This is a genomic window from Bradyrhizobium sp. Rc2d (assembly GCF_900099855.1).
Classification (GTDB): domain Bacteria; phylum Pseudomonadota; class Alphaproteobacteria; order Rhizobiales; family Xanthobacteraceae; genus Bradyrhizobium.
Map to the genome: position 1 here is coordinate 196,520 of NZ_FNCU01000008.1, position 25,325 is coordinate 221,844.

Below are 25,325 nucleotides of genomic sequence, written 5' to 3' on the forward strand. Positions count from 1 at the left end.
TTCGTCCGATTTGGAATTATTCTGAGCCTTAGCGCAGTGCACCAATGGGCGCAAGACACGCTCTTTTCAGGCCCTTTGCCGCTCCCAGAACGGTGGAAATCCCGGAATCACCCCGCGCTGGTATGGAGCAGAACAGCTGCCCCAGCAAGGGCGATCCCGATCATTCCACGCGCGCTCGGCCGTGACGTCCTCGGTTGGGAAGGCGCACTTTATCTAGGCTGGGACGCAGCAAAGTCCAGACTACAACCAGGACAGGCGCTCCCACCGTCACCCAGGCGACATATTGGCCGGCCTCGCCCCAAAGCAACGCGGCCAGCAAGCCGGTGATGGTGGCGGCCGCCAGCAGGATAGGTGCAGCAAAGACGCGTATCCACAGCCGCGAGCGGTCGGGCGAGCCATGCATCACGACGGGACCGGAACTCGTCTGGCGAATGCGTCGGCGCGGGCGGAGGACCGCTTCCGCCGCCGCGCCAGCCAGAGATAGAGGCCGCTGCCGATCACGACGATCGTGAGCACGTCGAGCGCGGCCCAGATCACCTTGAGCGGCATGCCGCCGTAGTCGCCGAAATGCAGCGGCTGCGAGATCAAGAGCGCCTGCAGATAGAGCGGCAGCGCCCGGCTGTCGGCGACCTCCCCGCTTTCGCCGTCCAGCAGGACAGGCTTGAGCAGCCGCGCCGTCAGGGCCGTATCGCCCCGCATGAAGGCGGCGAAATGATGCGAGGACGTGAACGGCGTGCCCGGAAACGCGATGAAGGCGATCTCCATGCCGGGAGCCGCCCCCCTCGCGCGCGCGACGACATCATCGAGCGAGGCGAGATGCACCGGCGGCGGCTTGCCGGCATAGGGCGCGACCATGCTGGCGAGCTCGGTCGCCTTCCACTGGTTCAGCATCAGTTCGGCCCAGGTGTTGACGACGCCGGTCAGCCCGACCACCAGCGCCCAGGCCACCGTCACCACGCCGATCAGGTTGTGCCAGTCGAGCCAGCGCACGCGACGGGAGGCATGATCGCGGATAGTGGCAAAGCGCAGGCGGCGGGTGAACGGCCAATACAGCACCACGCCCGAGACGATGGCGACGGCGAACAAGAACCCCATCGCACCGAGGAACAATTTTCCGGCCTGGCCGGCGAACATGTCGGTGTGCAGCTTGAGCACGATCAGCATCGGCCCGACCCCGACAGGCCCGAGCAGCTTGGCCGAGACGGCGTCGAACGCTCGCACCGTCGCATTGTCGGGAACCCCGTCAGGGGCGCTGTTGGTGAAAGCCATCACGATCCCGGGCTCGTCCTTGTCCCAGGAGATATATTGCATCACCCGGCCGGGATCGGCGGCGAGCGCGGCCTCGGCGACGGCTTGCGGCGTCGCGCGCGCCGCGCCCGCATGAGCTTCGGGCTGGGGGGCATAGCCCAGGAGCTCATCGATCTCGTGGTGGAACACCAGCGGCAGGCCGGTGAGGCAGAGCAGCAGCAGGAACACGGTCGAGATCAGGCTGGTCCAGGTGTGGACCACGGACCAGAGCCTGACCGTGCGCGCCTTCACGACAGCCTCCCCTCGCCTGCGCCTACCACTTGTAGGAGACGCTGGCGGTGACGCGCCGGCGGTCGCCGTAGAAGCAGGACGTGGCCGACGCGCAGCTCGCGACATAGATCTTGTCGGTCACGTTGATCACGTTGAGCGCCGTCCGCCAGTTCTGCCATTCGTAGTGGACCGCGAGATCGCCGAGCACCACCGCGGGAACCTCGAGAGTGTTGGCTTGGTCGGCCCAGGACGAACCGACATAGCGCACGCCGCCGCCGAAGCCGAAGCCAGTCAGCGGTCCTTCCTTGAATGTGTAGTCCGCCCAGCCCGACACCAGCATCTCGGGCGTGTTGGTCGGCGTCTTGCCGACCAATGCCGGATTGAGATCCTTGCTGGTGAAGAGATGATAGGCTGTGAAGGCGCCGATGAACTTCAGCTCTTTCGTGGCATTGGCCACAGCTTCGAGCTCGATGCCGCGCGAGGTCACCTCGCCGGTCTGCTTTTGCAGCGTGGTGATGACCGGATCGGTGGTGGCCACGTTCTGACGTTTCAGGTCGAAGACCGAGGCGGTGAAGTAGCCATCAAAGCCCTTCGGCGCCACCTTTACGCCGATCTCGGCCTGCTGGCCGGTCTCCGGCAGGAACAGGCGGTTCGTTGCAGTATTGATGCCGATGATTGGATTGTAGCTGGTCGCGTAAGAGACGTAAGGCGCGATGCCGTTGTCGAAATTATAGATCAACCCTGCGCGTCCGCTGAATCTGCTGTCGTCGCGCTGGTCGACAACGGCGCCCGTGTCACGCGCGGCCTGCGTGGTCTCGACCCAATCGTTGCGGCCGCTCAACACCAGCGTGAAGTTGCCGAGCTTCATCTGGTCCTGGATGTAGGTGCCGGCCTGCTTCTGCGTGATCAGGAAATTGCGGAAGGGCGCGCCGGTGATCGGAATGTTCGTACCATAGGTCGGGTTGAACACATTGATCGGCGGCACGGTGGTGAAGTTGAAGGCTTGATAATCGTCGATCTGGTAGCCGCGCAAATCGACCCCAAACAGCATCGTGTGCTTCACCGGACCGGTGTCGAAGCGGTACTCCAGTTGGTTATCGAGATTGGCCTGATTGGCCGTGTTCTTCGCATACCAATTGTACCGATTGAGAGTGGCCGTGTTGATGTCGGCCCAGCCGTTGCCGACGTAACCGCGATAGGTCACGTCCACATGCGCAAAGCGCGCATTCTGCCGGAACGTCACATCGTCAGTGAGATGGCGCTCGAACTGGTAGCCGAGCATCTCCTGCTCGCGCGTGAACTTGTCGACGCTGGGATCGCCGACGAAGAAGCTGGTCGGGATCTTGCCGAACGGCGCGCTGGTCACCGTGCCCTGGTAAGGCAGGAAGTTGATGCCGCGGGTATCCTGCTTCGAGGCCGAGGCCAGCACCGTGAAGGTCGTGTCGGCATCCGGCCTCCAGGTGAACGACGGCGCGATGAAGTAGTTGTTGTCGGGCGTGAAGTTGACCTGCGTCGGTCCGTTCTGGACCTGGCCGACCACGCGGTAGAACAGCTTGCCGTCCTGGGGTTGTGTCGCGACGGGACCGCCGACATCGAAGCCGACATAGGCGTTGCCGAAATTGTTGACCCCGGTCTCGATGTAACGGATCGGCTCGGCCGGCGGCATCTTGCTGATGACGTTGACGATGCCGCTCGGGCTCGATCCGCCATACAGCACGGCTGACGGACCGCGCAGCACCTCGACGCGCTCCATGTTGGGCGTCTGGAGCTTCCAGCTCGCATAGGACGTGTAGAACAGTTGCATGCCGTCGAGGAACAGTCCGATGTCCTCGGACTTGAAGCCGCGGATCAGCCACCAGTCGTTGCGGGTGTCTGTGCCGAACGTTCCGGCGCGCACACCGGCGGTGTAGCGCAGCACCTCGTCGAGCTTGTTCGCCTTCTGGTCGCGGATCTGCTCCGCGCCGATGACGGACACCGCCTGCGGCGTCTCCATGATCGGCGTGTTGGTCTTGGTGCCGGACGAGCTGCGGCCGGCGACGTAGCCGTTCACCGGACCGCGCGGCGTCTCGACGAAGCCGACATTGCGCTGCGGCTGCGGCTTGTTCCTGTTGGCGGTCTGCTCCGACGACCGCGGCGCACGACGCTGAGGGGTCGCCGCTGCGCGGCGGCGCGCTTCCGGCGCCGTGACCGTCACCGACGGAATGTTCTGCGCGCCACCCTGCGCCGACGATTGTGCGAGCGATGCCTGCGGCATCAAGACCCAAGCGGATGCGGTCGCCAACACGGCCGACCGCAGCATTCCAAGACTGTTCAACGCGCCACCCCAAGCTGCATGTTTTGATGCGTCATGCCGCCAGTCCCCGCGGCGACATGCGCTGCGGTGACGCTTATGTGAGGGCGCGCGAATTGCCTAATTGAAAACTTCTTAGAAGAATTCTTAGAAGCACTCCAACATTTCCAGAGATTGCCGAGACATCAGCGCGAATTCTTCTCGCTCTCGAGCATCTCGGCCGCGATCGCCGTGAGCTGATCGACCTGCCGCAGCAGTACTTGGAACTCGGCTTCGCTCAAATGTTGCAGCAGGCGTCGATTGCGTTCCTGCGCGCCATCGACGATCGCGTCATGCGCGGCGAGGCCCGTCGCAGTCAGCGAGATCAACACCTCGCGGCTGTCCTTCGGGTTTGCCGTTTTCACGATCAGCTTGCGCGACAGCAGGTTTGCCAGCGCACGGCTGATTTGTCCCTTGTCCTGGCCGACGGCCTCGGCGAGCCGCGCCACGCTCATGGGCGGCCGCCGCCCGAGCGAGGCAACGAGACCGAACTCGACCGAGTTCAGTCCTGTGAGACGCTTGTAGCGCAGGATGGCGCCGCGCTTGAGCAGGTTGGCGAGCACCATCAGCCGCGACGACAGCATCGCGGTGACCGGCGCCGCCGGCGCGCTCTCGTCCGTTTCGGACGACGTCGACCCGCCCCTGCTCTCCGTCTCGCTCATGATTCCACCTCTGCCAAGAAAGCCGGGGCGTGCCAAGCCCGGGTCACGGCGGCCTCCCCCAATCTCATCCGAATGCGTCTAAGAGGCATTTGGAAGATCGTTGACATTGTCATCGAATTATCTTTCACTCGGGACAAAGCATTAAAAAGGCCCGGCCAGCACGGCCCACAGCGGGAGGAGCAGCATGACCATCACCCAGCGGGATCGCGATCTCGGCACGGCCTATGCGATGAAGCCGGCGCATACGCGCACTGAGCTCACCTCGGTCGTGCGCGGCACGCCGATGGGCGAATTGCTCCGTCGCTACTGGCACCCGGTCGGGCTCATCAGCGACGCGACCGACACGCCGAAAAAGGTGCGCGCGCTCGGAGAGGATCTCGTGCTCTTCCGTGACAAGCATGGGCGCGCCGGCCTGTTGCACGCCCGCTGCTGCCACCGCGGTACCACGCTCTACTATGGCAAGGTCGAGGAGGACGGCATCCGCTGCTGCTATCACGGCTGGAAGTTCGACACCGAAGGCCACTGCCTGGAGCAGCCCTGCGAGCCTGACGGCGGCCAGTTCAAGGACAAGGTGCGTCAGCCCTGGTATCCGGTCGAGGAACGCTACGGCCTGATCTTCGCCTATATGGGCCCGGCCAAAAAACGTCCGGTGCTGCCGACCTACGAATGTCTGGAAAACATGGACGACGGCGAACTGGTCGAGGCCGACGATTCCTCGATCGGCGGCGGCGGTCCCGCCATCATCCCCTGCAACTGGCTCCAGCACTTCGAGAACGTGGTCGATCCCTACCACGTGCCGGTGCTGCACGGCTCGTTCTCGGGGCCGCAATTCACCAACATGATGGCCTCGATCCCTGATGTGAAGTTCGAGAAATCGCCGCGCGGCGTGCTCGTGCGCTCCGAGCGCAAGCAGGACGACGGCAAGGTGTTTTATCGCGTCAGCGAGGCCGCATTGCCGACGCTGCGCGTGGTGCCGAACCCGCGCGTTGCGCAATTCGCCCGCGTCGAGTCGATTGGCTGGGTGCTTCCGATCGACGATACGTCCTTCCGCATCTACGTCGCCGGCCGCGTCAAGAATCCAGGCGACATCGGCCGCATGCGCTCGAAATTCAACGGCAAGTTCTGGTGGGACATGACCGAGGAAGAGCATCAGCAATTCCCGGGCGACTATGAAGCCCAGGTCGGCCAGGGCGAGGTGACCGTGCACTCCGAGGAGCATTTCGGCCAGAGCGACCGCGGCATCCTGATGATCCGGCGCATGCTGAGCGATCAGCTCGACGCGCTCGCCGCAGGCCGTGATCCGATCGGCGTCTCGTTCGATGCAAGCGCGCCGCCGGTCGAATTCGAAGCGGGAAATTATATCCGCGAGGGCTAGAGCTGCTGGACCGACAACGACAACAAAGACAAATTGGGGGAAGCGATGGTCGATGTAGCGTCACAAATGTCGGTGCAAACGGCCGCCGCGGCAAAGCCCTCGACGCGGCGCTATTACGTGTTGGGCCTGCTCACCATGATCTATGCGCTGAATTTCCTCGATCGCACGATCTTCAACGTCCTGATCGAGCCCATCAAGAAGGAGTTTGCACTCAGCGACACCATGATGGGCCTGCTCGCAGGCTTTGGCTTCGCGCTGTTCTACTCCCTGCTCGGCATCCCCATCGCGCGCGTCGCCGACCGGCTCAACCGGCGCAACATCGTCGCCCTCGCCTTCGCGTTCTGGAGCGCAATGACGGCGCTGTGCGGCGCGGCGACCGGCCTAACCTCGCTGGCGCTGGCGCGCATCGGCGTCGGCATCGGCGAATCCGCGGGCTCGCCGGCCTCGCAATCGATCGTCGCCGATCTCTTTGCCAAGAACGAGCGCCCGCGCGCGCTCGGCATCTACGCCATCGGCACCTATCTCGGCGTCTTCCTCGGCTATTTCGTCGGCGGCTACGTCAACCAGCACTATGGCTGGCGAATGGCCTTCTACGTCGCGGGCCTCCCCGGCATCCTGCTCGCATTGTTGCTGTGGCTGACGATCTCCGAGCCCAAGCGCGGCGCTATGCAGGAGAGTTTCGTGCCCGAGCCGCTCGGGCCGACGCTGCGCTTCCTCGCCTCGCAGCGGAGCTTCGTGATCGTGCTGATCGGCTTCTGTCTCACCACCTACACGAACTACGCGACCGCGGCCTGGATCCCGCCGTTCCTGGCTCGCGTGCACCATCTGTCGAGCGCCGAGATCGGCACCTATGCCGGCACCTTCAAGGGGCTCGCCGGCATGGCCGGCACCCTGCTCGGCGGCTTCGTGGTGGCGCAAATCAGCCGTCGTGACGACCGCTGGAAGCTGTGGGCGCCCGCGGTCACCTCCGGCGTCGCCGGCCCGGTGTTCGCGCTCTGCATGCTGACGCAGGATTTTACGATGATGATTGCCATGCTGGCGCTGACCTCGTTCCTGGTCGGCTTCCATCTCGGGCCGATCTTCGCGATCGCTCAGACCGTGGCCAAGCCGAGCATGCGGGCGCTCGCTTCCGCGCTCATTGCTCTCACCGCGACCTGCTTCGGCCAGGGTGTCGGCCCGCTCGCCGTGGGCGTGGTCAACGATGCCCTCAAGGGCAGCTATGGCGCGGATGCCGTGCGCTACTCCCTGCTCTCGGCCGCGGTGACGACCACGCTCGGCGCCCTGCTGTTCATCTGGGCGGCCCGCTCGATCCGGGATGACATCGGCCGGGCGGCCGCCTGACGCCGCTTCAGGCCCACCAGCCCGGCGAAACCAAGCGGGCGTATTGATGAAACCATTTTGCGGAACCCGCGAAACCATCCGGAAACAGAGAGTGCCTAGAAGAAGAGCCCATAGACGGCGGCAAAGCCCGTCGGGAGGCTCAGATGAACCACTCAATTCACTCTGCTGATCGTGCGACCCACCTCAAGATCGTGGTGGTGGCGCTGGTGGCCGGCATTGCAGTGGCCGGCTTCGGGATCGCGGCCCGCACCCATGCCGATTACAGCCAGACCGCCCAGTCCACCCACGTGATCAAGGCCGGCAAGGCGGTGGTGGTAACCAGCGCGGGCACGTCGGAGATTCGCTGAGACGAAAGGTCCGATTCGACGCCAACCGGCCGCCCTCGGGCGGCCTTTTTGATGTCCAGCGACAGGTAAAGACAAGCCGCCAAACCATTGATTTTATGAGATCGAGGGGTGTATTCCGCCATAAAATGGCGCGAGAGACGGGGCTCGAACCCGCGACCTCCGGCGTGACAGGCCGGCGCTCTAACCAACTGAGCTACTCCCGCGTGACACGCAAATGTCTGCGGAACGAGGGGGGACTTAAAGGCCGGACTTGGTGAAGTCAAGGACGTTGCGTCGTTAGCCGCAACGCCGGCATTTCTTACCAAGCACCGCATGCAGACGATGCTTAACGGACCGCGCAAGCGCGTAGTCAGTCCATTCCCGAATCGTCTACGCCTCGCGGAACTTGCGGAGTTCCCAGACTATCTTCCTAGAGGACTCCGACTAGAATCGAGGAGGCAGACATGGCGAAGAAAGCAGCCGCTCCCGCCACCATCACACTCAAGCACCTCGCCGCTGACATCGCGGAGAGCCAGGACCTGTCGAAAAAGCGCGCCGAAGCCGTCCTGACCGACATGGTCGACCTAATCACCAAGCACCTGAAGAAGGGCGACCGCGTCCGGATCGTCGGTCTCGGCATCCTGCAGGTCCGCAAGCGCGCCGCCCGAACCGGCCGCAATCCCGCCACCGGCGAGCCGATCCACATCAAGGCCAGCAGGAAGGTCGCATTCCGCCCGGTCAAGGAACTGAAAGAGGCGATCTAGCAATTACGTTTCGTTAAGCCTGATTCGACCTCGTTCCGGCCGCAACGCGGCCCGCTTTTCTGGTATATCGCCTTGCTCATCTGACCCGGCGGTTTGACCAGAAATGTCCTCCCTCACCTTTTCGCATACCGTGACCGAGCGCTTCCTGCGCTACGTCACCATCGATACCCAGTCCGATCCGGATTCTCCGGCCTCGCCTTCGACCGAGAAGCAGAAGGATCTCGGCCGCGTGCTCGCCGCCGAGCTGAAAGCCATGGGCGTTGAGGACGCGCATCTCGACGACTACGGCTATGTCTATGGAACGATCCCGGCCAATACACCTAAGAAGGTGCCGGTGATCTGCTTCTGCTCGCACATGGACACCTCGCCCGACGTCACAGGCAAAGACGTCAAGCCGCAGGTGGTGACGAACTATCGCGGCGGCGACATCGCGCTGCCTGGCGACACCAGCCAGGTGATCCGCTTTGCCGAGCACCCTGCGCTGAAGAGCCAGATCGGCAACGACATCATCACGACCGACGGCACCACACTGCTGGGTGCCGACAACAAGGCCGGCGTCGCCGAGATCATGGATGCCGCGCATTTCTTCATCAACAATCCCGATGTGAAGCACGGCACCATCAAGATCCTGTTCACGCCGGATGAAGAGATCGGCCGCGGCGTCGACAATGTCGATTTGAAGAAGCTCGGCGCCGATTTCGCTTACACCATGGACGGCGAGAGCGCCGGCTGCGTCGAGGACGAGACTTTCTCGGCCGACGGGGCCACCATCACCATCAACGGCGTCAGCGCCCATCCCGGCTATGCCAAGGGCAAGATGGAGCACGCGATCAAGATCGCCGCCGCCATCGTCGAGCGCTTGCCCAAGGAAGGATGCTCGCCGGAGACGACCTCGGGCAAGCAGGGCTTTCTGCACCCGGTCGGCATCGAGGGCGCGCTGGAACAGGCGACGCTCTCCTTCATCGTCCGCGACTTCACCGAGGAAGGGCTGAAGGAGAAGGAGGTCCTGCTCGAGACCATCGTCAAGGACGTGATGAAGGACTATCCGCGCTCGACCTACACGTTCGAGGTACGCGAGCAGTACCGCAACATGAAGCAGGTGATCGACCGTCACCCGCACGTGCTCGAATACGCCATCGAGGCGATCCGCCGCGCCGGCCTGCGCCCGATGCGCACCGCGATCCGTGGCGGCACCGACGGCTCGCGCCTGTCCTTCATGGGACTGCCCTGCCCCAACATCTTCGCCGGCGAGCACGCGTTTCATTCGCGGCTGGAATGGGTGAGCCGGCAGGACATGGAGAAGGCGGTGCAGACCATCGTGCATCTGGCGATGATCTGGGAAGAACGGGCGTAAGGCCACCGCGACAGGACGCGGGGCCGGCACGGCCCCGCGAGACAGATACGATGTCCGAGGAGTCGCATGAGCTTCTATCAGGACAGGATCTTGCCTTGGCTGACGCAGCTCGCCATGCGCCAGGCCCAGCTCGTGCCTTATCGTACCCGGGTCGCATCCGCCGCAACGGGGCGCGTCCTTGAGCTCGGCATTGGTCCGGGACTCAATCTCGGATTCTACGGGCCGAGCGTGACGCAAATCATCGGCATTGATCCATCACCCAAGCTGCTGGAGGTCGCGCGCAACGCCGGTCGGCAGCATGCGAGCCGGCTCGATCTGATCGAAGGCTCCGCGGAAGCCATTCCGCTGGAGAGTTCGAGCGTGGACACCGTCGTGACGACGTGGACGATGTGCAGCATCCCCAACGTCAATCGCGCGCTCTCGGAGGCTCGACGTATCCTGAAGCCGGGCGGACAGCTTCTGTTCGTCGAGCATGGCCGCGCGCCCGAGCCCAGCGTGCAATGGTGGCAGGATCGTTTGACCCCGCCCTGGAAGGTCATCGCGGGCGGCTGCCATCTCAACCGCGCCATCGCAGACCTGATCCGCACCAACGGCTTCGCCGTCCAAGATCTCAATGTCGGCTATATGCGGGGACCAAAGCCGATGACGTTCATGTATGAAGGTCGAGCCCTCCCGCGTTCGTAATGACCGCAGTTGCCGCGCCCGCGATGCCGAAGGCCGGCATCGTCGGCGGAAACAAACATTCGCGATGCCTTCCGTTTTTGCGGCGCGTCACATGTCCTATGTTAACGACGCCATTACGCGATGCATCAAAGATGCGGTCGGGGCGGAAAACTCGGGAGAGCCGCGTGGACCGCAGAACCGCTTGCCTGAAGCAGGCAGACGCATTTCGGGAAAAGGCCATCGCCGATCCAGCGCACCATGACGAATGGATCGACGAGGCCATCAAGTGGCTGGAGCGGGCAATGGAGGCGAGCCGCCGCGTCGCGGTCACGATCGAAGCCAAAGAAGATTGGCTCCTTCAAGATGCGGCAGCTGAAGCGTTGTTGTCGCAACGCCCCGAGCGCAGTGGCTGATCGCACGCTCTTCCAAAAATTCAGAATTTGCTTAACGCGAACTATATTGCCCCACGCGCAAGATGCCGCCGCGTCCGCCTCTGGCCAAATCGTGATGTCGGGCCGGTTTACAGGTTCCGCCGTGCCATGCGACAACGAGACATGCACCTGAATAGGTTCGCCAAGGTTGTCGTGATGCTGCTCGTGGCGGTCGGGCTCCTGCTCGCACCGCTGGCGACGCCGGCATCTGCCATGGCGGTATCGGGTGCAGGAAGCAGCATGGCGGCGATGTCGGACGACACGCAAGGCATGTCCGAAGACATGCCCTGCTGCCCGGATCAGACCAAGAGCAAGACCTGCGATTCCTGTCCGCTCGTCGCGTTGTGCATGCTGAGCCTGTCGCTCTCCGCTCCTTCCGGAGCGAGCACGGTGATCGAGCGGCAGTCGCAGAAGAGCGCGCTCGCGCCGGGCAATGACCGCCTGCGCGACGGCCTCGCGGCAAAACCTCCCGACCATCCTCCTCGAACCCGGGCCTGATCGGCGCTGACGCGCCTGATGATCGTGCGCGCCGACATCGGCGTGTGCGCCATTGCCTGCCGCTCGGCTGCATCCGGTTTGCCGCGTGCGGCTCCGGCGGCTCCATCAGACCCATCGAGGAACTATAAATTATGACGACCACCAAGCTCGCGCGCGCCGCCATGGCCGCGCTGATCGGCGCTGCGTTCACGGGGAGCGCGCACGCCGAAATCAAGAACTACGAATTCCATCTGGTTCAGCCGACCATCAAGACCGGGGCCGATCGCATCGTGACCGTGCGGCTGGTCGACAAGACCAGTGGCAAGGCGATACCCGATGCGGTGATCTTCGCCAGCCGGCTCGACATGGCGCCTGACGGCATGCAGGAGATGGTCACCAAGGTCACGCCGATGCCGGGCACCGAACCCGGGACCTATCGCTTCAAGGCCAATTTCAGCATGGCCGGACGCTGGCAACTCTCGCTCGGCGCCAAGGTACAGGGCGAGACCGGCACGGTCGAAAACAAGCTCGTCGTCACGGCCGAGAAATGACCCGCCTCGCCATTACAGGCACTGCCGCTGCGATTTTCGCGGCGGCAGGTGTCGCGCTGATTGGCGGCCGCGCCATGCAGCCTCAGTCGGATTCAAGCTCGCTGACTTTCGCCGCGCATGCGGCTGACGCGGGCACACCGATCTATTTCCGGGATCCGGACGGCCGGCCGTTCTACTCCCTCACCCCGAAGAAGACCGCCGACGGCCGCGACTATCGCGCCGTGCGGGCGAGCGAGGACATCAGCTTCGAGGAGGCTGACGAAGCGCCCGACGTCATAGCGACCGACGCCAAGGGCGATCGCAAGATCAAGTATTACCGCAACCCGATGGGCCTGCCGGACACCTCGCCGGTGCCGAAGAAGGACTCGATGGGGATGGATTACATCCCCGTCTACGAAGGCGAGGACAGCGACGATGGGTCGGTGAAGCTGTCGCCCGGCAAGATTCAGCGCACGGGAGCCAGGTCCGAGCCGGTCGTGAGGAGGCCCGTCACCACCCTGATCCGCGCGCCAGGGACCGTCCAGGAAGACGAGAGACGCGTTTCGGTGGTCGCGCTGCGCTTCGAGGGATTCGTCGAGAGCGTCGCGAACGTCACGACTGGCGATCACGTCCACAAGGGGCAACCGCTGCTGAACGTATACAGCCCCGCGCTGTCGAGCGCCGCCGCCGAATATCTCTCCGCCATCAACGCCGGCGCGACCGGGAAGGAACTGAAGGGCGCGCGCCGGAGGCTGGAGAATCTCGCCACGCCGGAGCCCGCCATCAAGGAACTCGAACGCACCCGGGAAATCTCGCTCTCGATTCCCTGGCTCGCGCCCCAGGACGGCGAGATTCTTGAACGCAACGCTGTGCCCGGGATGCGGGCGGGCCCAGGCGACGTGCTCTTCAGGATCGCGGACCACCGCCTGGTTTGGGTGCTCATCGATATGGCGGAGCGCGATCTGCCGCAAGTCGCCGTCGGCACGAAAGTGACCATCAGGCCGCGCGCTCTCGCCGGCCAGAGCTTCGCCGGCACGGTGGCGCTGATCTATCCCCATCTCAACGCTGCGACGCGCACCGCGCGGATCCGGATCGAGGTGCCCAATCCCGACGAAGTGCTGCGGCCCGAGATGTATGTCGATGCCGAGATCGAAGCCGGCACGCCTGGGCCGGTGCTGGCGGTGGCGGAGAGCGCCGTACTCGACAGCGGAAGCCGCCAGGCCGTCCTTGTCGACAAGGGTGAGGGCCACTTCGAGCCGCGTGAAGTGAAGCTCGGCCGTCGCGGCGGCGGCTTCGTCGAGGTGACCCGAGGCGTGTCGGAGGGCGAGGCCGTCGTCACCTCGGCCAATTTCCTGATCGACGCCGAGAGCAACCTGAAGGCCGCGCTGAAGGGGTTTGCCGCGCCCGAGGGTACGCAACCCGCCCAAGCGGCAGGCACGACGGGAGCGCGCCCATGATCGCCCGCGTCATCGCCTGGTCGGCGCGCAACCTGCTGCTGGTGCTGTTCGGCACCGGCTTCGCGGCTGCCGCCGGAATCTACGCACTCGTCCATCTGCCGCTGGACGCCATTCCTGATCTCTCCGACACGCAGGTCATCGTCTACACGGAGTATTCAGGGCAGGCGCCACAGGTGATCGAGGACCAGGTCACTTATCCGCTGGCCACCGCCATGCTCACGGTGCCGAAATCCAAAGTGGTGCGCGGTTTCTCCTTTTTCGGGGTCTCCTTCGTCTACGTGATCTTCGAGGACGGCACCGACATCTACTGGGCCCGCTCGCGTGTCCTCGAATTTCTCAACGCCGCCACCTCACGGCTGCCGGCGGGCGTGACGCCGACCATCGGCCCGGACGCGACCGGCGTCGGCTGGGTCTACCAGTACGCGGTGATGTCCAAGGAACTGAACCTCGCGGACACACGCACCATCCAGGACTGGAATCTCAAATTCGCCCTTGCCAAGGCGGAGGGCGTCGCGGAGGTCGCGAGCGTCGGCGGCTTCGTGAAGCAGTACAACGTCGTCCTCGACGCGCAGCGGATGCGCGATCTCGGCATCACCATGCAGAAGATCCGGGACGCGATCCGTGCCAGCAACGCCGACGTCGGCGGGCGTACTGTCGAGCTGTCGGAGTTCGAGTACGTCATCCGCGGAAAGGGCTACCTGAAGAGTATCGACGATCTCGGCAACATCGTCCTCAAGACCGACAAGGGCACGCCGGTGCTGCTACGGGACGTCTCTAGGGTCGAACTGGGACCGGACGAGCGGCGCGGCATCACCGAGCTCAACGGCGAGGGGGAAGTCGCCAGTGGCATCGTCCTCCAGCGCTTCGGCATGAACGCGCTCGACGTCATCGAGAACGTCAAGAAGCGCTTCAAGGAGATCGCGACCAGCCTCCCCAAATCAGTCGAGATCGTGCCGGTCTACGACCGGTCGAACCTGATCTATGCCGCCATCGACACGCTCAAGCACACGCTGGTCGAAGAAAGCGCCGTCGTCGCGCTGGTCTGCATCGTGTTCCTGCTGCACGTCCGCAGCGCGCTCGTCGCCATCCTGATGCTGCCGGTCGGCGTGCTGATGGCGTTCGGGGCGATGAAGCTGCTCGGAATCGGCTCCAATATCATGAGCCTTGGTGGCATCGCCATCGCCATCGGCGCCATGGTCGACGCCGCCATCGTCATGATCGAGAACGCCCACAAGCACCTGGAGCGCGCCGAGCCCGGCAGGTCGCGGATCGCGATCCTGATCGATTCCGCCTCCGAGGTCGGGCCGGCGCTGTTCTTCAGCCTGCTCATCATCACCGTCTCCTTCATGCCGATCTTCACGCTGGAATCGCAGGAGGGGAGGCTGTTCAGCCCGCTCGCCTTCACCAAGACTTTCGCGATGGCCGCGGCCGCGCTGCTCTCGGTGACCCTGGTGCCGGCCTTGATGGTGATCTTCGTCCGCGGGCGGATCGTTCCGGAGCACAGGAATCCGATCAACCGCTTCCTGATCTGGATCTACCGACCGGTCATCAAGGGCGTGCTGCGCGCAAAGACGTTGGTTATCCTGCTCGCACTCGCCGTGCTCGCGGTGACGATTTGGCCCGCGCGCCAGCTCGGCACCGAGTTCATGCCGAACCTCAACGAAGGCACCCTGCTCTACATGCCGACGACGCTGCCCGGCATTTCCGTGACCAAGGCCGCCGAGCTGATGCAGACGCAGGATCGCATCATCAAGTCGTTTCCGGAAGTGGAGTCCGTCTACGGCAAGGCCGGCCGCGCCTCCACGTCGACCGATCCGGCGCCGACCGAGATGTTCGAGACCGTGGTCAACCTCAAGCCGAAGGGACAGTGGCGGAAAGGCCTCACCATCGACGGGCTGATCGCCGAAATGGACAAGGCGCTACAGTTTCCCGGCGTATCGAACGCCTGGACCATGCCGATCAAGGCGCGCATCGACATGCTCTCGACCGGCATCCGGACCCCCGTCGGCGTCAAGGTGATCGGGACTGACCTCGTCGAAATCGACAAGCTCGCGAAGCAGATCGAGCAGGTGCTGCGGGTGGTGCCCGGGACCTCGTCCGCCTACGCGGAGCGCAGTATCGGCGGCTACTATCTGGAAATCACCCCCGACCGGTCGGCGCTGGCCCGCTACGGAATCATGGTCCAAGACGTCCAGGACACCATCGCGACCGCGCTCGGCGGTCAGGCGGTCACGACCACCGTCGAGGGCCGGCAGCGCTTCGCGGTCAACATGCGCTATCCCCGCGACCTCCGGGACAATCCGAAGAAGATCGCAAGCGACATCCTCGTTCCCATGCCGGCCGGCGGCGCCGTCCCGCTCGCGGAAGTCGCGACCGTCCAACTCGCGCGCGGCCCGACATCGATCCGGACGGAGAACGCACAGCTCGCCACTTACATCTACGTCGACATCCGCGACCGCGATCTCGGCGGCTACGTCGCGGAGGCGCAGCGCGCCGTCCAGGCCAGCATCCAGTTTCCGCCGGGCTACTACGTGGTTTGGAGCGGCCAGTACGAATATCTCGAGCGGGCCATGGCCCGTCTGAAAATCGTCGTGCCAGCGACGCTCCTCATCATCTTCCTGCTGCTGTACCTCAATTTCCGGTCGGTCACGGACACGATGATCGTGATGCTGTCGCTGCCATTCGCGCTGGTCGGCGGGCTCTGGCTGATGTGGTGGCTCGGGTTCAACCTCTCCGTCGCCGTCGCCGTGGGCTTCATCGCGCTCGCCGGCGTCGCCGCCGAGACCGGCGTAGTGATGCTGATCTACCTCAATCAAGCGCTTGCGGAGATCAAGGAGCGCCGCGCCGCCGAGGGTTGGACATTGAGCCGGATAGACCTTCGCGAGGCCATCATGGAGGGCGCCGTCGAGCGCGTCCGCCCGAAGATGATGACGGTGGTCGCGATCATGGCCGGCCTGCTTCCGATCATGTGGAGCACCGGCACCGGCTCGGAGATCATGCAGCGCATCGCCGTGCCCATGATCGGCGGCATGATCTCCTCGACGCTGCTGACCCTGATCGTGATCCCGGCGATCTTTGGCCTGGTCAAGGGCTTGCATTTGCCGTCTGCGGGCAAACCACAGCCTCCGAGAAAACCGAAAGCGATCGTCGCAAAGTTGCGAATCCAAGAGCCAGCCGAATGAGGTGAGCCATGATGCAGGACATGATGTCGGGAATGATGGCCGGCATGGGGCTGATCGCGGTTCTAGTCGTTGTCGTGCTCGCGCTGGGGGCGGCAGCGCTGGTCAAGTATCTCTTCTTCTCAAATCGGGGAGATTGAGCATGGATCGCCTTCTCTTCGTGGCATTCGCGGCCGTCCTCGTCTCCTCGCCGGCCGGCGCGCAGCAGGACAGCGTGGCTCGAGGCGAACGTGATTTTCGCGTCTGTGCGGCATGTCACTCGCTCGAGCCCGACCGCAACATGACGGGGCCAAGTCTTGCAAATCTCTGGGGGAGGAAGGCCGCCAGCTTGCCGAGTTTCGACCGCTACTCCGACGCGCTGAAAGCTTCGGGAATCATCTGGGACGACCGCTCGCTGGATGCCTGGTTGACCGATCCTGCGCGCATGGTGCCGCACAACGAGATGCCGTTCGAGGGGATCGATGACTCACGCGTTCGCGCGGATCTGTTGGCATTCCTTAAGGAGGCCACCAGGCCGGGGGCCGCGCCAGAGCGAACGGCCGAAAGCCGCATGAATGGGGGCGGCATGATGGGAGGGATGATGGGTGGCGGCCGCGCCCCCAATCTGAAGAATCTGAATCCCGCGCAGCGCGTCACCGGCATGACCCACTGTCGGGACACCTATCGGGTGACAACGGCCGACGGCAAGACGCGCCCCTTCTGGGAACGCAATCTGCGTCTGAAAACGGATTCCAGCGAAGACGGACCGCAGAGCGGCGCGCCCGCTATCGTGTCGGCCGGCATGATGGGTGACCGGGCGGACGTGATTTTCGCCGCGCCGAACGAAATCTCCAAAACGATAGAAGATCACTGCTGAGTTCGCGGCTGGTCGCCATCTGGCCGCCAACCAAGGTTTTGTTCTAGGCCGGAGTGAGCTTCAGCTCCATTCGGGAGTGCCGTACCACGACAACCGCTCCCTGAAGCGCGAGGCCGGCCATGATTGCGGCCACGATGATATCGGGCCAGCCCGTGCCGGTGCCGAACACGCCGAGGGCGGCCAACAGCACGGCGATGTTTCCGAGCACGTCATTACGGGTGCAAATCCAGGCGGAGCGCATATTGGCGTCGCCCTTGCGATAGGCCCACAACAATCCGAACGAAGCAGCGTTTGCGGTAAGGGCCGCCACGCCGACCGCACCCATGGTGAAGGCGTTCGGCAGCGTGCCATCGGCTGCGTGCCAGACGATCGTGCCGACCACCCAAAGGCCAAAGACGCCCATCGTCAGCCCCTTCGCCAGGGCCGCGGCAGCGCGATAGCGCAGCGCCATGCCGACCACCAGAAGGCTGATGGCGTAGTTCGCGGCGTCTCCGAGAAAATCGAGCGCGTCAGCCTGGAGCGACGCCGATCCGGCAGCAAGGCCCGCGCCGATCTCAGCGAGGAACATGACGGCATTGACGGCGAGCACCGCCCATAGCACGCGACGATACGCTTTGTTGTCGCGATGGCGATCGAGATTGGGCGGCGGCGGTGAGCAGCATGCATCAGCCATGCTCACAAGATAGAGCGGTTGCACGCGCCGGACAATCACGGTGGGGCCGGCCCCCGCGACATCAAGTTCCCCACACGTAACATTGTTGCCGGTCGACACTGTTCCCGTCGCCGTGCTAGGCCAGCCTGACTGACAGGATGAGTGAATTCGTGGTCTTGAACCGCCGGCCCTTCAGACTGAGGCGCACGCGCAATTGGCGCGGGCTCATGGCTGTGTTTGTTGCGGTCATGTACCTACTGTCGGGCGCGCTCCACGGCACTCATGACATCGATGTGACCAGCCCGTCCGGCGGCCCGGAAATCGCTTCGATCCTCGATGGCTCCACAGGCCACGGCGACCACAAGGCGATCGGCGACCATCATTGCCATGGCTGCTTCTCGGTGACGATGGCGCAGCCGGCACTCTCCGCCGCATTGGTCGCGCTGGTGTCTGCATCGCGCCGGCAACTTGCACCCCGGCTCGCCGGCATTATCCCCGATACCGACTCCCCGCCTCCCAAACCTATTGCCTGAACGGATTGGTCGGGCGCCCCGCGCCCATTAGGTTCATCCTTCACAGGTCGGTTTCATGTTTTGCAGGGGAATGGCCGCGCGCCTCGCGTGCGCGGCGACGTGTCTGCTTGTCGGATTGGCGCTTGCTCCGTCTCACGCCCAGACTTTGACGATGCGGAGTGCGCTGTCGCGCGCGTTGGCCGCGAGTCCGCGCCTGACGGCGGCGGAGCGCGACGTCGGCATCGCCACGGGCCAGCGCATCCAGGCGGGCGCGCTGCTCAATCCGGAGCTGACCTATGAACAAGATGATTCATTCGGCTCCGGCAGATATCGCGGCACGCGATCGGCCGAGACCACGCTCCAGATCAGCCAGGCTTTCGAGCTGTTCGGCAAACGGGAGGCGCGGATTGCCGCGGGCGCAGCCGGCATCGAGGTCGCCGCGATTCAGCGCAAGGCCGTCAGGCTGGAGGTGCTTTCGGAGACCGCGATCGCTTTCCTCAGCGTGCTCGGCGCACAGCGGCGCATCCAGATCCTGGACGAACAGATCGCCGCGATCGACCGCCTGACGCCGCTGCTGCGCCGCCGCGTCGAGGCCGGCGCCTCCTCGCCGGCCGAGACCGGCCGCGCCGAAGTCGCCTCCGCCCTGGTGAAGGCCGACCGCGAGCGCTTCAAGGCGACGCTGGCCAGCGCCCGGCGCGAGCTGGCGGTGCTGATGGGAGATCCCGCCGCGAAATTCGGCGAGGTCTCCGGCCGGCTCGATATCACGGGACGCCCGCCGACGTTCCAGTCGGTCGTCGCCGCGATCGATGCCAATCCGCAACTGGTGCGCTGGACCGCGGTCTATGCTCAGCGCAATGCCGCGCTGTTGCTGGCACGGCTCAAGCCCTACCCCGACGTGCGGATCGCGGCCGGCTGGCGCCATTACAACGAAACCAATGACGATGCCGTGCGCCTGACCCTCTCGGTGCCGATCCCCGTGTTCGACCAGAACCAGGGCAACATCCTCTCGGCCCAGGAAAGCCTCGCCAAGACCAAAGCCGAGCGCGAGGCCAACCGCAACACGCTGATCGTGATCGCCGGCCGGGCCTATGACTCGCTCCAAGGCTCGCTGCGCGAGCTCGCGGTCCTACGCGAGACCGCGATTCCGAAGGCCGTCGAAGCGACCGAGGCGATCTCGCAAGGCTACGGTCAAGGCCGCTTCACCCTGCTCGAAGTGCTGGACGCCCAGGCAAGCGTCACCCAGGCGCGGCTGCGTGAGCAGGAGGCGCTCCAGAACTTTCATGCGGGGGTGGCAACCGTCGAAGGCCTCGTCGGCAATCCCTTCACGCTGGCGCGGGAGAGCGCACGATGAAGACGTCCTCCACCATTGTCGTCGCTGTCATTGCCGCCGCTCTCGGCGCTTGTGGCTATGCCCTGCTGGCGCCGGCCAGGGTCGCGCCCGCCGAGCATGCCGCGGAGAAGAGACCGGAGAAGCCGAACGACCATGTCGAGCAGGACGAGCACGGCGCCGACCGCATCCGCATCTCCGACGTCAAGCTCGCTGCCGCCGGCGTGGTGTTGGCGGAGGCGGCGAGCGCGACGCTGACCGACACGCTCGCCTTCAACGGCATCCTGCGCGCCAACCAGGAAGCCGTGGTGCAGGTGACGCCGCGCTTTCCGGGCATCGCCAAATCGATCCTGAAGCGCATCGGCGACAAGGTCGGCAAGGACGATCTGCTCGCCGCGATCGAAAGCAACCAGAGCCTCACCGTCTACGAGCTGAGGGCGCCGATCGCCGGCACCATCATCGAGCGGCAGATCTCGCTCGGCGAATACGCTTCCGAGCAGAAGCCGGCCTTCATCGTCGCCGACCTCTCCACCATCTGGGTCGATCTGTCGATCTACCGGCAGGACCTCCGGCGCGTCCGCCTCAACGACGAGGTGCTGATCGATCCCGACGGCGGCCGCGGCGAGATCAAGGGCACGATCTCCTACATGGCGCCGATCGGCAGTAGCGAGACCCAGACGGCGCTCGCCCGCGTCGTGCTGCCAAATCCGGACGGACGCCTGCGTCCCGGCCTGTTCGTCACGGCGCGGCTGATCCTCGCCGCGCGCAATGTCGCGGTTGCCGTGCGCCGCAGCGCGATCCAGACGCTGGAGAACAAGACGATCGTGTTCGTCCGCGAGGACGGCGACAAGATCGAGGCGCGCCCCGTGGAGCTTGGGGATTCCGATCCGCGCCATGTCGAGATCAAGGCGGGCCTTGCGGCCGGCGAGCATTACGTCGCGGAGAACAGCTTCGTCGTGAAGGCGGAGATGGGCAAGGGCGAGGCCGAGCATGATTGAGCGTCTCATCGCCGCCTCACTGCATCAGCGCTGGCTGGTCCTGCTGCTCGCGCTGGGCGCGCTCGCCTTCGGTGGCTGGAATTTCCAGCGCCTGCCGATCGACGCCGTGCCAGACATCACCAACGTTCAGGTCCAGATCAACACCCGTGCGCCCGGCTATTCGCCGCTCGAGACCGAACAGCGCATCACCTTCCCGGTCGAGACCGCGATGGGCGGCCTGCCGAAGCTCGACTACACCCGCTCGCTGTCGCGCTACGGCCTGAGCCAGGTGACGGTCGTCTTCAAGGACGGCACCGACATCTACTTCGCCCGCCAGCTCGTCGGCGAGCGCATCCAGCGGGTGAAGGACCAGCTTCCGGCCGGCGTCGAGATCGCGATGGGCCCGGTCTCCACTGGGCTCGGCGAAATCTTCATGTACACCGTCGAGGCCAAGGCGGGCGCCAAGACGCAAGGCGGCCACGACTATTCGCTGACCGATCTACGCACGGTGCAGGACTGGATCATCCGGCCGCAGCTTCGCAACGTGCCGGGCGTGATCGAAGTCAACACCATCGGCGGCTTCGAGCGCCAATTCCACGTGCTGCCGGACCCCGGCAAGCTGATGGCCTACCGGCTCGGCTTTCGCGACGTCATGACGGCGCTTGCCGCCAACAACGCCAATGTCGGCGCCGGCTATATCGAGCGCAACGGCGAGCAATACCTGGTTCGCTCCCCAGGCCAGGTCGGCAACGTCAACGAGATCCAGGACATCGTCATCGGCTCGCGCGGCGGCAATCCCGTCAGGATCAGGGATGTCGCGACCGTGACCGAAGGCCGCGACTTGCGCACGGGCGCCGCGACGTGGAACGGCGAGGAAACCGTGCTCGGCACCGCGATGCTGCTGATCGGCGAGAACAGCCGGACCGTGGCGCGCCGCGTCGCAGCCCGTCTCGCGGACATCTCCAAGTCGCTGCCCGAGGGCGTCGTGACGCGGACCGTCTACGACCGCACCGATCTGGTCGAAGCCACCATCCGCACCGTCCGGAATAATCTGCTGGAAGGCGCGGCGCTGGTGGTGGCCGTGTTGTTCCTGATCCTCGGCAACATCCGTGCCGCGCTCGTCACCGCCTGCGTCATTCCGCTGTCCATGGCCATGACCGTCACCGGCATGGTCGAAACCAAGGTCAGCGCGAACCTGATGAGCCTCGGCGCAATCGACTTCGGCATCATCGTCGATGGCGCCGTGATCATCGTCGAGAATTGCCTGCGCATGCTGGCCGCGGCCCAGCGCGAGAAAGGCGGGCTGCTGACGACCGCCGAGCGGTTGCGCGCGATCCTGCGCGGGTCGAGCGAGGTCATCAAACCGAGCCTGTTCGGAACGCTGATCATCGCGGTGGTCTACCTGCCTGTGCTGACGCTGACCGGCGTCGAAGGCAAGATGTTCACGCCGATGGCGCTGACCGTGCTGATGGCGCTGGGCGCTGCCGTGCTGTTCTCCATCACCTTCGTGCCGGCGGCGGTTGCCATCTTCGTCACCGGCAAGGTATCCGAGCACGAAAACCTGTTCATGCGGGCAGCGAAGCGCGCCTATCTTCCCCTGCTCCGATTTGCCATCGACAACCGGCTCGCCTTCGCAATCATGGCCGTCGTCATCGTGGTCGCAAGTGGCATCGCCGCCGCGCGCATGGGCGGCGAGTTCATTCCGAGCCTCGACGAAGGCGACGTCGCGCTGGCCTCGATCCGGATTCCCGGCACCAGTCTCACGCAGTCGCTGGACCTTCAGAAGGCGCTGGAGAAACGCATCAATCAGATTCCCGAGGTCAAGGAGTTCTTCACCCGCATCGGCACCGCGGAGATCGCAACCGACCCGATGTCGCCCGCGCAGACCGACGGCTACATCATGCTGAAGCCGCGCGCCGAATGGCCCGACCCGGACAAGCCGAAATCGGAGGTGATCGAGGCCATCGATCACGCCGCTGACGACATTCCCGGCAGCGCCTATGAAATCTCCCAGCCGATCCAGTTCCGGGTCAACGAGCTGATCTCCGGCGTGCGCAGCGACGTCGGCGTCAAGATCTTCGGCGATGACCTCGACATCCTGCAAGGCGCGGCCAAACAGGTGGAGGCCGCGATCCGCGGCATCCGCGGCGCCAGCGACGTCAAGATCGAACAGGTCGCAGGCCTGCCGATCCTCACCGTCCGGCTCGACCGCCAGGCGCTCGCCCGCTACGGCCTCAGCGTTGGTGAGGTGCAGGGCATCGTCGAGATCGCGGTGGGCGGCAAGTCGGCCGGCAAGCTGTTCGAGGGCGACCGCCGCTTCGACATCGTCGTCCGCCTGCCGGAGCATCTGCGTGGCAATCTCGAAGCGATCCGGGCGATCCCGATCCCGCTGCCGCCCGGTGAGGAGGCCGGCTCCGGCACGGCCATTCGAACCGCGCTGGCCGCCTCCCCGCTCACCCAGATGCGTTATGTGCCGCTGTCGTCGGTCGCAACGGTCGATGCGACGCCTGGTCCCAACCAGATCAGCCGCGAAAACGGCAAGCGGCGCATCGTCGTCACCGCCAATGTCCGCGCGCGCGACCTCAGCTCCTTCGTCGTCGAGGCCGAAGCGGCGGTGGCTGAGAAGGTCAAGCTGCCGGCGGGCTACTGGATCGGCTGGGGCGGCCAGTTCGAGCAACTGGTCTCCGCGACCAAGCGATTGAAAATCGTGGTGCCGGTGGCGCTTCTGCTCGTGTTCCTGCTGCTGTTCATGGGCATGGGATCGGCTGCGGATGCGGCGCTGGTGTTCTCCGGCGTGCCGCTGGCGCTGACGGGCGGCGTCGCAGCGCTGCTGCTGCGCGACATCCCGCTGTCGATCAGCGCCGGCGTTGGCTTCATTGCGCTGTCGGGCGTGGCCGTGCTCAATGGGCTCGTGATCATCGCCTTCATCGAGCGGCTGCGCAGCGAGGGGCGGTCTGTCGTGGATGCCGTCCGCGAGGGCGCGCTGACGCGGCTGCGCCCGGTGCTGATGACGGCCCTCGTCGCCTCCCTCGGCTTCGTGCCGATGGCGCTCGCGACCGGCGCCGGCGCCGAGGTGCAGCGGCCGCTCGCAACCGTGGTGATCGGCGGCATCATCTCCTCGACCGTGCTGACGCTTTTGGTGCTGCCGGCGCTCTATGTGCTGTTCCGCCGTGACGCAGCCACCGAAACGCCTACAATGGCGCCCGATTTGGCAGCGTCAGGGGAGCGCTAGAGGTGGCCGGCCACGACCATCGCGGACATCACTACCATGATCATGGCGGCCATTCGCATGACCATGGTCACGACCATGCTCATGGTCTTGGGCACGCGCATGTCCATGGGCCCGCCAATTTCGACAAGGCGTTCGCGATCGGAATTTCGCTCAACACCGCGCTGGTCGTGGCCGAGGCGGTCTATGGTTATATCGGCAACTCCACCGCCTTGCTCGCGGACGCCGGCCATAACCTTTCCGACGTGCTCGGCCTGGTCGTGGCTTGGGGCGCGTCGATCGCGGCAAGGCGCGCGCCGAGCGGCCGCTTCACCTATGGCCTGCGTGCCTCCACGATTCTTGCGGCACTGGCGAACGCTGTGTTCCTGCTGGTCGCAACCGGTGCCATTGGCTGGGAGGCGATCCTGCGCCTGCGCCAGCCGGAGCCGGTCGCCGGCGTCACGGTGATGGTGGTGGCCGGCATCGGCATCCTCATCAACGGCTTCACCGCCATGCTGTTCGCGCGCGGGCGCAAGGACGACATCAACATCGAAGGCGCGTACTTGCACATGGCCGCCGATGCCGCGGTCTCGCTCGGTGTCGTGGTCTCGGCGGCGCTGATCATCTGGACCGGCTGGCTCTGGCTCGATCCCTTAACCAGCCTCGTCATCTGCACCACCATCCTCTGGAGCACGACCAGTTTGTTGCGCGGCTCCATCGACATGTCGATGGCGGCCGCGCCCAAAGGCACCGACCTCGCCGCGATCAGGGCGTTTCTCCTCGCGCGGCCGGGCGTCTCCGGGATCCACGATCTCCACGTCTGGCCGATCTCGACCACCGAGACAGCGCTGACCTGCCACCTCGTGATGCCCGCCGGGGCCGGCGACGCATTCCTGATGGAGACCGCGCAGCTGCTCAAGACCTCCTTCCGCATCGGCCACACCACGCTTCAGGTCGAGACGCATCCCGACAACGGCTGCGCGCTGGCGCCGGACGATGTGGTGTGAGGCGCTCTATCTCCACATCGTCATGTATGGACGGCCCCCTCTCGGCATGTATGGACGGCCCCCTCTCGGCAAGGGCTTTTTGGTGCTTCAGCAAATGAATCGGGGAGCGGTCATGTATACGGCCTCGAGAAGCGGCCATTGACCGCGGGCCCTGATGGAGATCGCTGATCGAATTCCAATCATTGCGGCGCGCTGTGACGCGCGATGACGATGCGGAGTGTTTCGATCCCGGTTTCCAGACCATTTGCCATCACACCTTTAGTGCCCTTCCGATAGGCATGGAGCGCGAGCGCGGCGGCTGTTGCCCCTCAACTAGGCCGCAGCCGGCGCGCTCGCGCGGTCTCGGTAGGTTTCTCCTTTGACCAGCATGGCCCAGATGA

22 protein-coding genes and 1 tRNA gene are annotated in these 25,325 nt (G+C 64.9%); 18 read left to right on the forward strand and 5 right to left on the reverse strand.

What is annotated here, in order from left to right:
- Window positions 1–402 precede the first annotated feature (402 nt).
- From BLV07_RS13530 to BLV07_RS13540, 3 genes are all read right to left on the reverse strand, one after another.
- Window positions 403–1,539, reverse strand: a complete 1,137-nt coding sequence (locus BLV07_RS13530; protein WP_143035400.1) for a PepSY-associated TM helix domain-containing protein — start codon at window positions 1,537–1,539, stop codon at window positions 403–405.
- Between the two features lie 22 nt (window positions 1,540–1,561).
- Window positions 1,562–3,817, reverse strand: a complete 2,256-nt coding sequence (locus BLV07_RS13535) for a TonB-dependent siderophore receptor (protein ID WP_091886004.1) — start codon at window positions 3,815–3,817, stop codon at window positions 1,562–1,564.
- Window positions 3,818–3,993: 176 nt separating this feature from the next.
- Complete coding sequence (locus tag BLV07_RS13540; RefSeq protein ID WP_091886006.1) at window positions 3,994–4,509, reverse strand: MarR family winged helix-turn-helix transcriptional regulator; 516 nt, start codon at window positions 4,507–4,509, stop codon at window positions 3,994–3,996.
- A 184-nt stretch (window positions 4,510–4,693) separates the two neighbouring features.
- On the opposite strand from BLV07_RS13540, the gene BLV07_RS13545 reads away from it, so the two are divergent.
- From BLV07_RS13545 to BLV07_RS13555, 3 genes are all read left to right on the forward strand, one after another.
- Window positions 4,694–5,884, forward strand: coding sequence for an aromatic ring-hydroxylating dioxygenase subunit alpha (locus BLV07_RS13545; protein WP_091886009.1), 1,191 nt, complete (start codon window positions 4,694–4,696; stop codon window positions 5,882–5,884).
- Window positions 5,885–5,929: 45 nt separating this feature from the next.
- On the forward strand, window positions 5,930–7,225 hold the full coding sequence (locus tag BLV07_RS13550; RefSeq protein WP_091886011.1) for a spinster family MFS transporter: 1,296 nt from the start codon (window positions 5,930–5,932) through the stop codon (window positions 7,223–7,225).
- Window positions 7,226–7,368: 143 nt separating this feature from the next.
- Entirely contained in the window at window positions 7,369–7,572 is a 204-nt protein-coding gene (locus BLV07_RS13555; protein WP_091886014.1) for a hypothetical protein, read from the forward strand.
- 126 nt (window positions 7,573–7,698) lie between these two features.
- Here BLV07_RS13555 and BLV07_RS13560 read toward each other — a convergent pair.
- Window positions 7,699–7,775: transfer RNA gene (locus BLV07_RS13560), tRNA-Asp, on the reverse strand.
- Between the two features lie 240 nt (window positions 7,776–8,015).
- On the opposite strand from BLV07_RS13560, the gene BLV07_RS13565 reads away from it, so the two are divergent.
- From BLV07_RS13565 to BLV07_RS13605, 10 genes are all read left to right on the forward strand, one after another.
- Window positions 8,016–8,315 (forward strand): HU family DNA-binding protein, encoded by a 300-nt coding sequence (locus BLV07_RS13565; protein WP_091886018.1) that lies wholly within the window; start codon window positions 8,016–8,018, stop codon window positions 8,313–8,315.
- Between the two features lie 103 nt (window positions 8,316–8,418).
- Window positions 8,419–9,669: a peptidase T gene (gene pepT, locus BLV07_RS13570; RefSeq protein ID WP_091886022.1), complete on the forward strand. Its 1,251-nt coding sequence runs from the start codon at window positions 8,419–8,421 to the stop codon at window positions 9,667–9,669.
- Between the two features lie 66 nt (window positions 9,670–9,735).
- The gene (locus BLV07_RS13575; RefSeq protein ID WP_091886025.1) at window positions 9,736–10,353 is read left to right on the forward strand and encodes a class I SAM-dependent methyltransferase; all 618 of its coding nucleotides are present in this window, start codon (window positions 9,736–9,738) and stop codon (window positions 10,351–10,353) included.
- A 164-nt stretch (window positions 10,354–10,517) separates the two neighbouring features.
- Window positions 10,518–10,745 (forward strand): hypothetical protein, encoded by a 228-nt coding sequence (locus BLV07_RS13580; protein ID WP_091886028.1) that lies wholly within the window; start codon window positions 10,518–10,520, stop codon window positions 10,743–10,745.
- Window positions 10,746–10,886: 141 nt separating this feature from the next.
- Window positions 10,887–11,261 carry a hypothetical protein gene (locus BLV07_RS13585; RefSeq protein ID WP_244551082.1) on the forward strand — a complete coding sequence of 125 codons (375 nt, stop codon included), beginning with the start codon at window positions 10,887–10,889 and terminating at the stop codon, window positions 11,259–11,261.
- 131 nt (window positions 11,262–11,392) lie between these two features.
- On the forward strand, window positions 11,393–11,791 hold the full coding sequence (locus BLV07_RS13590; protein WP_091886033.1) for a FixH family protein: 399 nt from the start codon (window positions 11,393–11,395) through the stop codon (window positions 11,789–11,791).
- A complete protein-coding gene (locus BLV07_RS13595) occupies window positions 11,788–13,227 on the forward strand; it encodes an efflux RND transporter periplasmic adaptor subunit (RefSeq protein ID WP_091886036.1) in 1,440 nt (479 codons plus the stop codon). Before BLV07_RS13590 ends, BLV07_RS13595 begins: the two co-directional genes overlap by 4 nt.
- Window positions 13,224–16,409 carry an efflux RND transporter permease subunit gene (locus BLV07_RS13600; RefSeq protein ID WP_091886039.1) on the forward strand — a complete coding sequence of 1,062 codons (3,186 nt, stop codon included), beginning with the start codon at window positions 13,224–13,226 and terminating at the stop codon, window positions 16,407–16,409. The genes BLV07_RS13595 and BLV07_RS13600 overlap by 4 nt, the downstream gene beginning before the upstream one ends.
- Before the next feature lie 8 nt (window positions 16,410–16,417).
- The gene (locus BLV07_RS49725; RefSeq protein WP_283806517.1) at window positions 16,418–16,546 is read left to right on the forward strand and encodes a hypothetical protein; all 129 of its coding nucleotides are present in this window, start codon (window positions 16,418–16,420) and stop codon (window positions 16,544–16,546) included.
- A 2-nt stretch (window positions 16,547–16,548) separates the two neighbouring features.
- Window positions 16,549–17,262 carry a c-type cytochrome gene (locus tag BLV07_RS13605; protein WP_091886042.1) on the forward strand — a complete coding sequence of 238 codons (714 nt, stop codon included), beginning with the start codon at window positions 16,549–16,551 and terminating at the stop codon, window positions 17,260–17,262.
- 43 nt (window positions 17,263–17,305) lie between these two features.
- Here BLV07_RS13605 and BLV07_RS13610 read toward each other — a convergent pair whose 3' ends face one another.
- Complete coding sequence (locus BLV07_RS13610; protein ID WP_091886045.1) at window positions 17,306–17,935, reverse strand: cation efflux transmembrane domain-containing protein; 630 nt, start codon at window positions 17,933–17,935, stop codon at window positions 17,306–17,308.
- 206 nt (window positions 17,936–18,141) lie between these two features.
- On the opposite strand from BLV07_RS13610, the gene BLV07_RS13615 reads away from it, so the two are divergent.
- The 5 genes from BLV07_RS13615 to BLV07_RS13635 are packed head-to-tail and all read left to right on the forward strand — an operon-like array spanning window position 18,142 to window position 24,945.
- The gene (locus BLV07_RS13615) at window positions 18,142–18,447 is read left to right on the forward strand and encodes a hypothetical protein (RefSeq protein ID WP_244551083.1); all 306 of its coding nucleotides are present in this window, start codon (window positions 18,142–18,144) and stop codon (window positions 18,445–18,447) included.
- A 55-nt stretch (window positions 18,448–18,502) separates the two neighbouring features.
- Complete coding sequence (ihpA, locus tag BLV07_RS13620) at window positions 18,503–19,777, forward strand: divalent metal ion exporter subunit IhpA (RefSeq protein WP_091886048.1); 1,275 nt, start codon at window positions 18,503–18,505, stop codon at window positions 19,775–19,777.
- Complete coding sequence (gene ihpB, locus BLV07_RS13625) at window positions 19,774–20,751, forward strand: divalent metal ion exporter adaptor subunit IhpB (protein ID WP_091886051.1); 978 nt, start codon at window positions 19,774–19,776, stop codon at window positions 20,749–20,751. Before ihpA ends, ihpB begins: the two co-directional genes overlap by 4 nt.
- Window positions 20,744–23,962 (forward strand): efflux RND transporter permease subunit, encoded by a 3,219-nt coding sequence (locus BLV07_RS13630; protein WP_091886054.1) that lies wholly within the window; start codon window positions 20,744–20,746, stop codon window positions 23,960–23,962. Before ihpB ends, BLV07_RS13630 begins: the two co-directional genes overlap by 8 nt.
- Window positions 23,963–23,964: 2 nt before the next feature.
- Window positions 23,965–24,945, forward strand: coding sequence for a cation diffusion facilitator family transporter (locus tag BLV07_RS13635; protein ID WP_176945517.1), 981 nt, complete (start codon window positions 23,965–23,967; stop codon window positions 24,943–24,945).
- The last annotated feature ends 380 nt before the right edge of the window (window positions 24,946–25,325 follow it).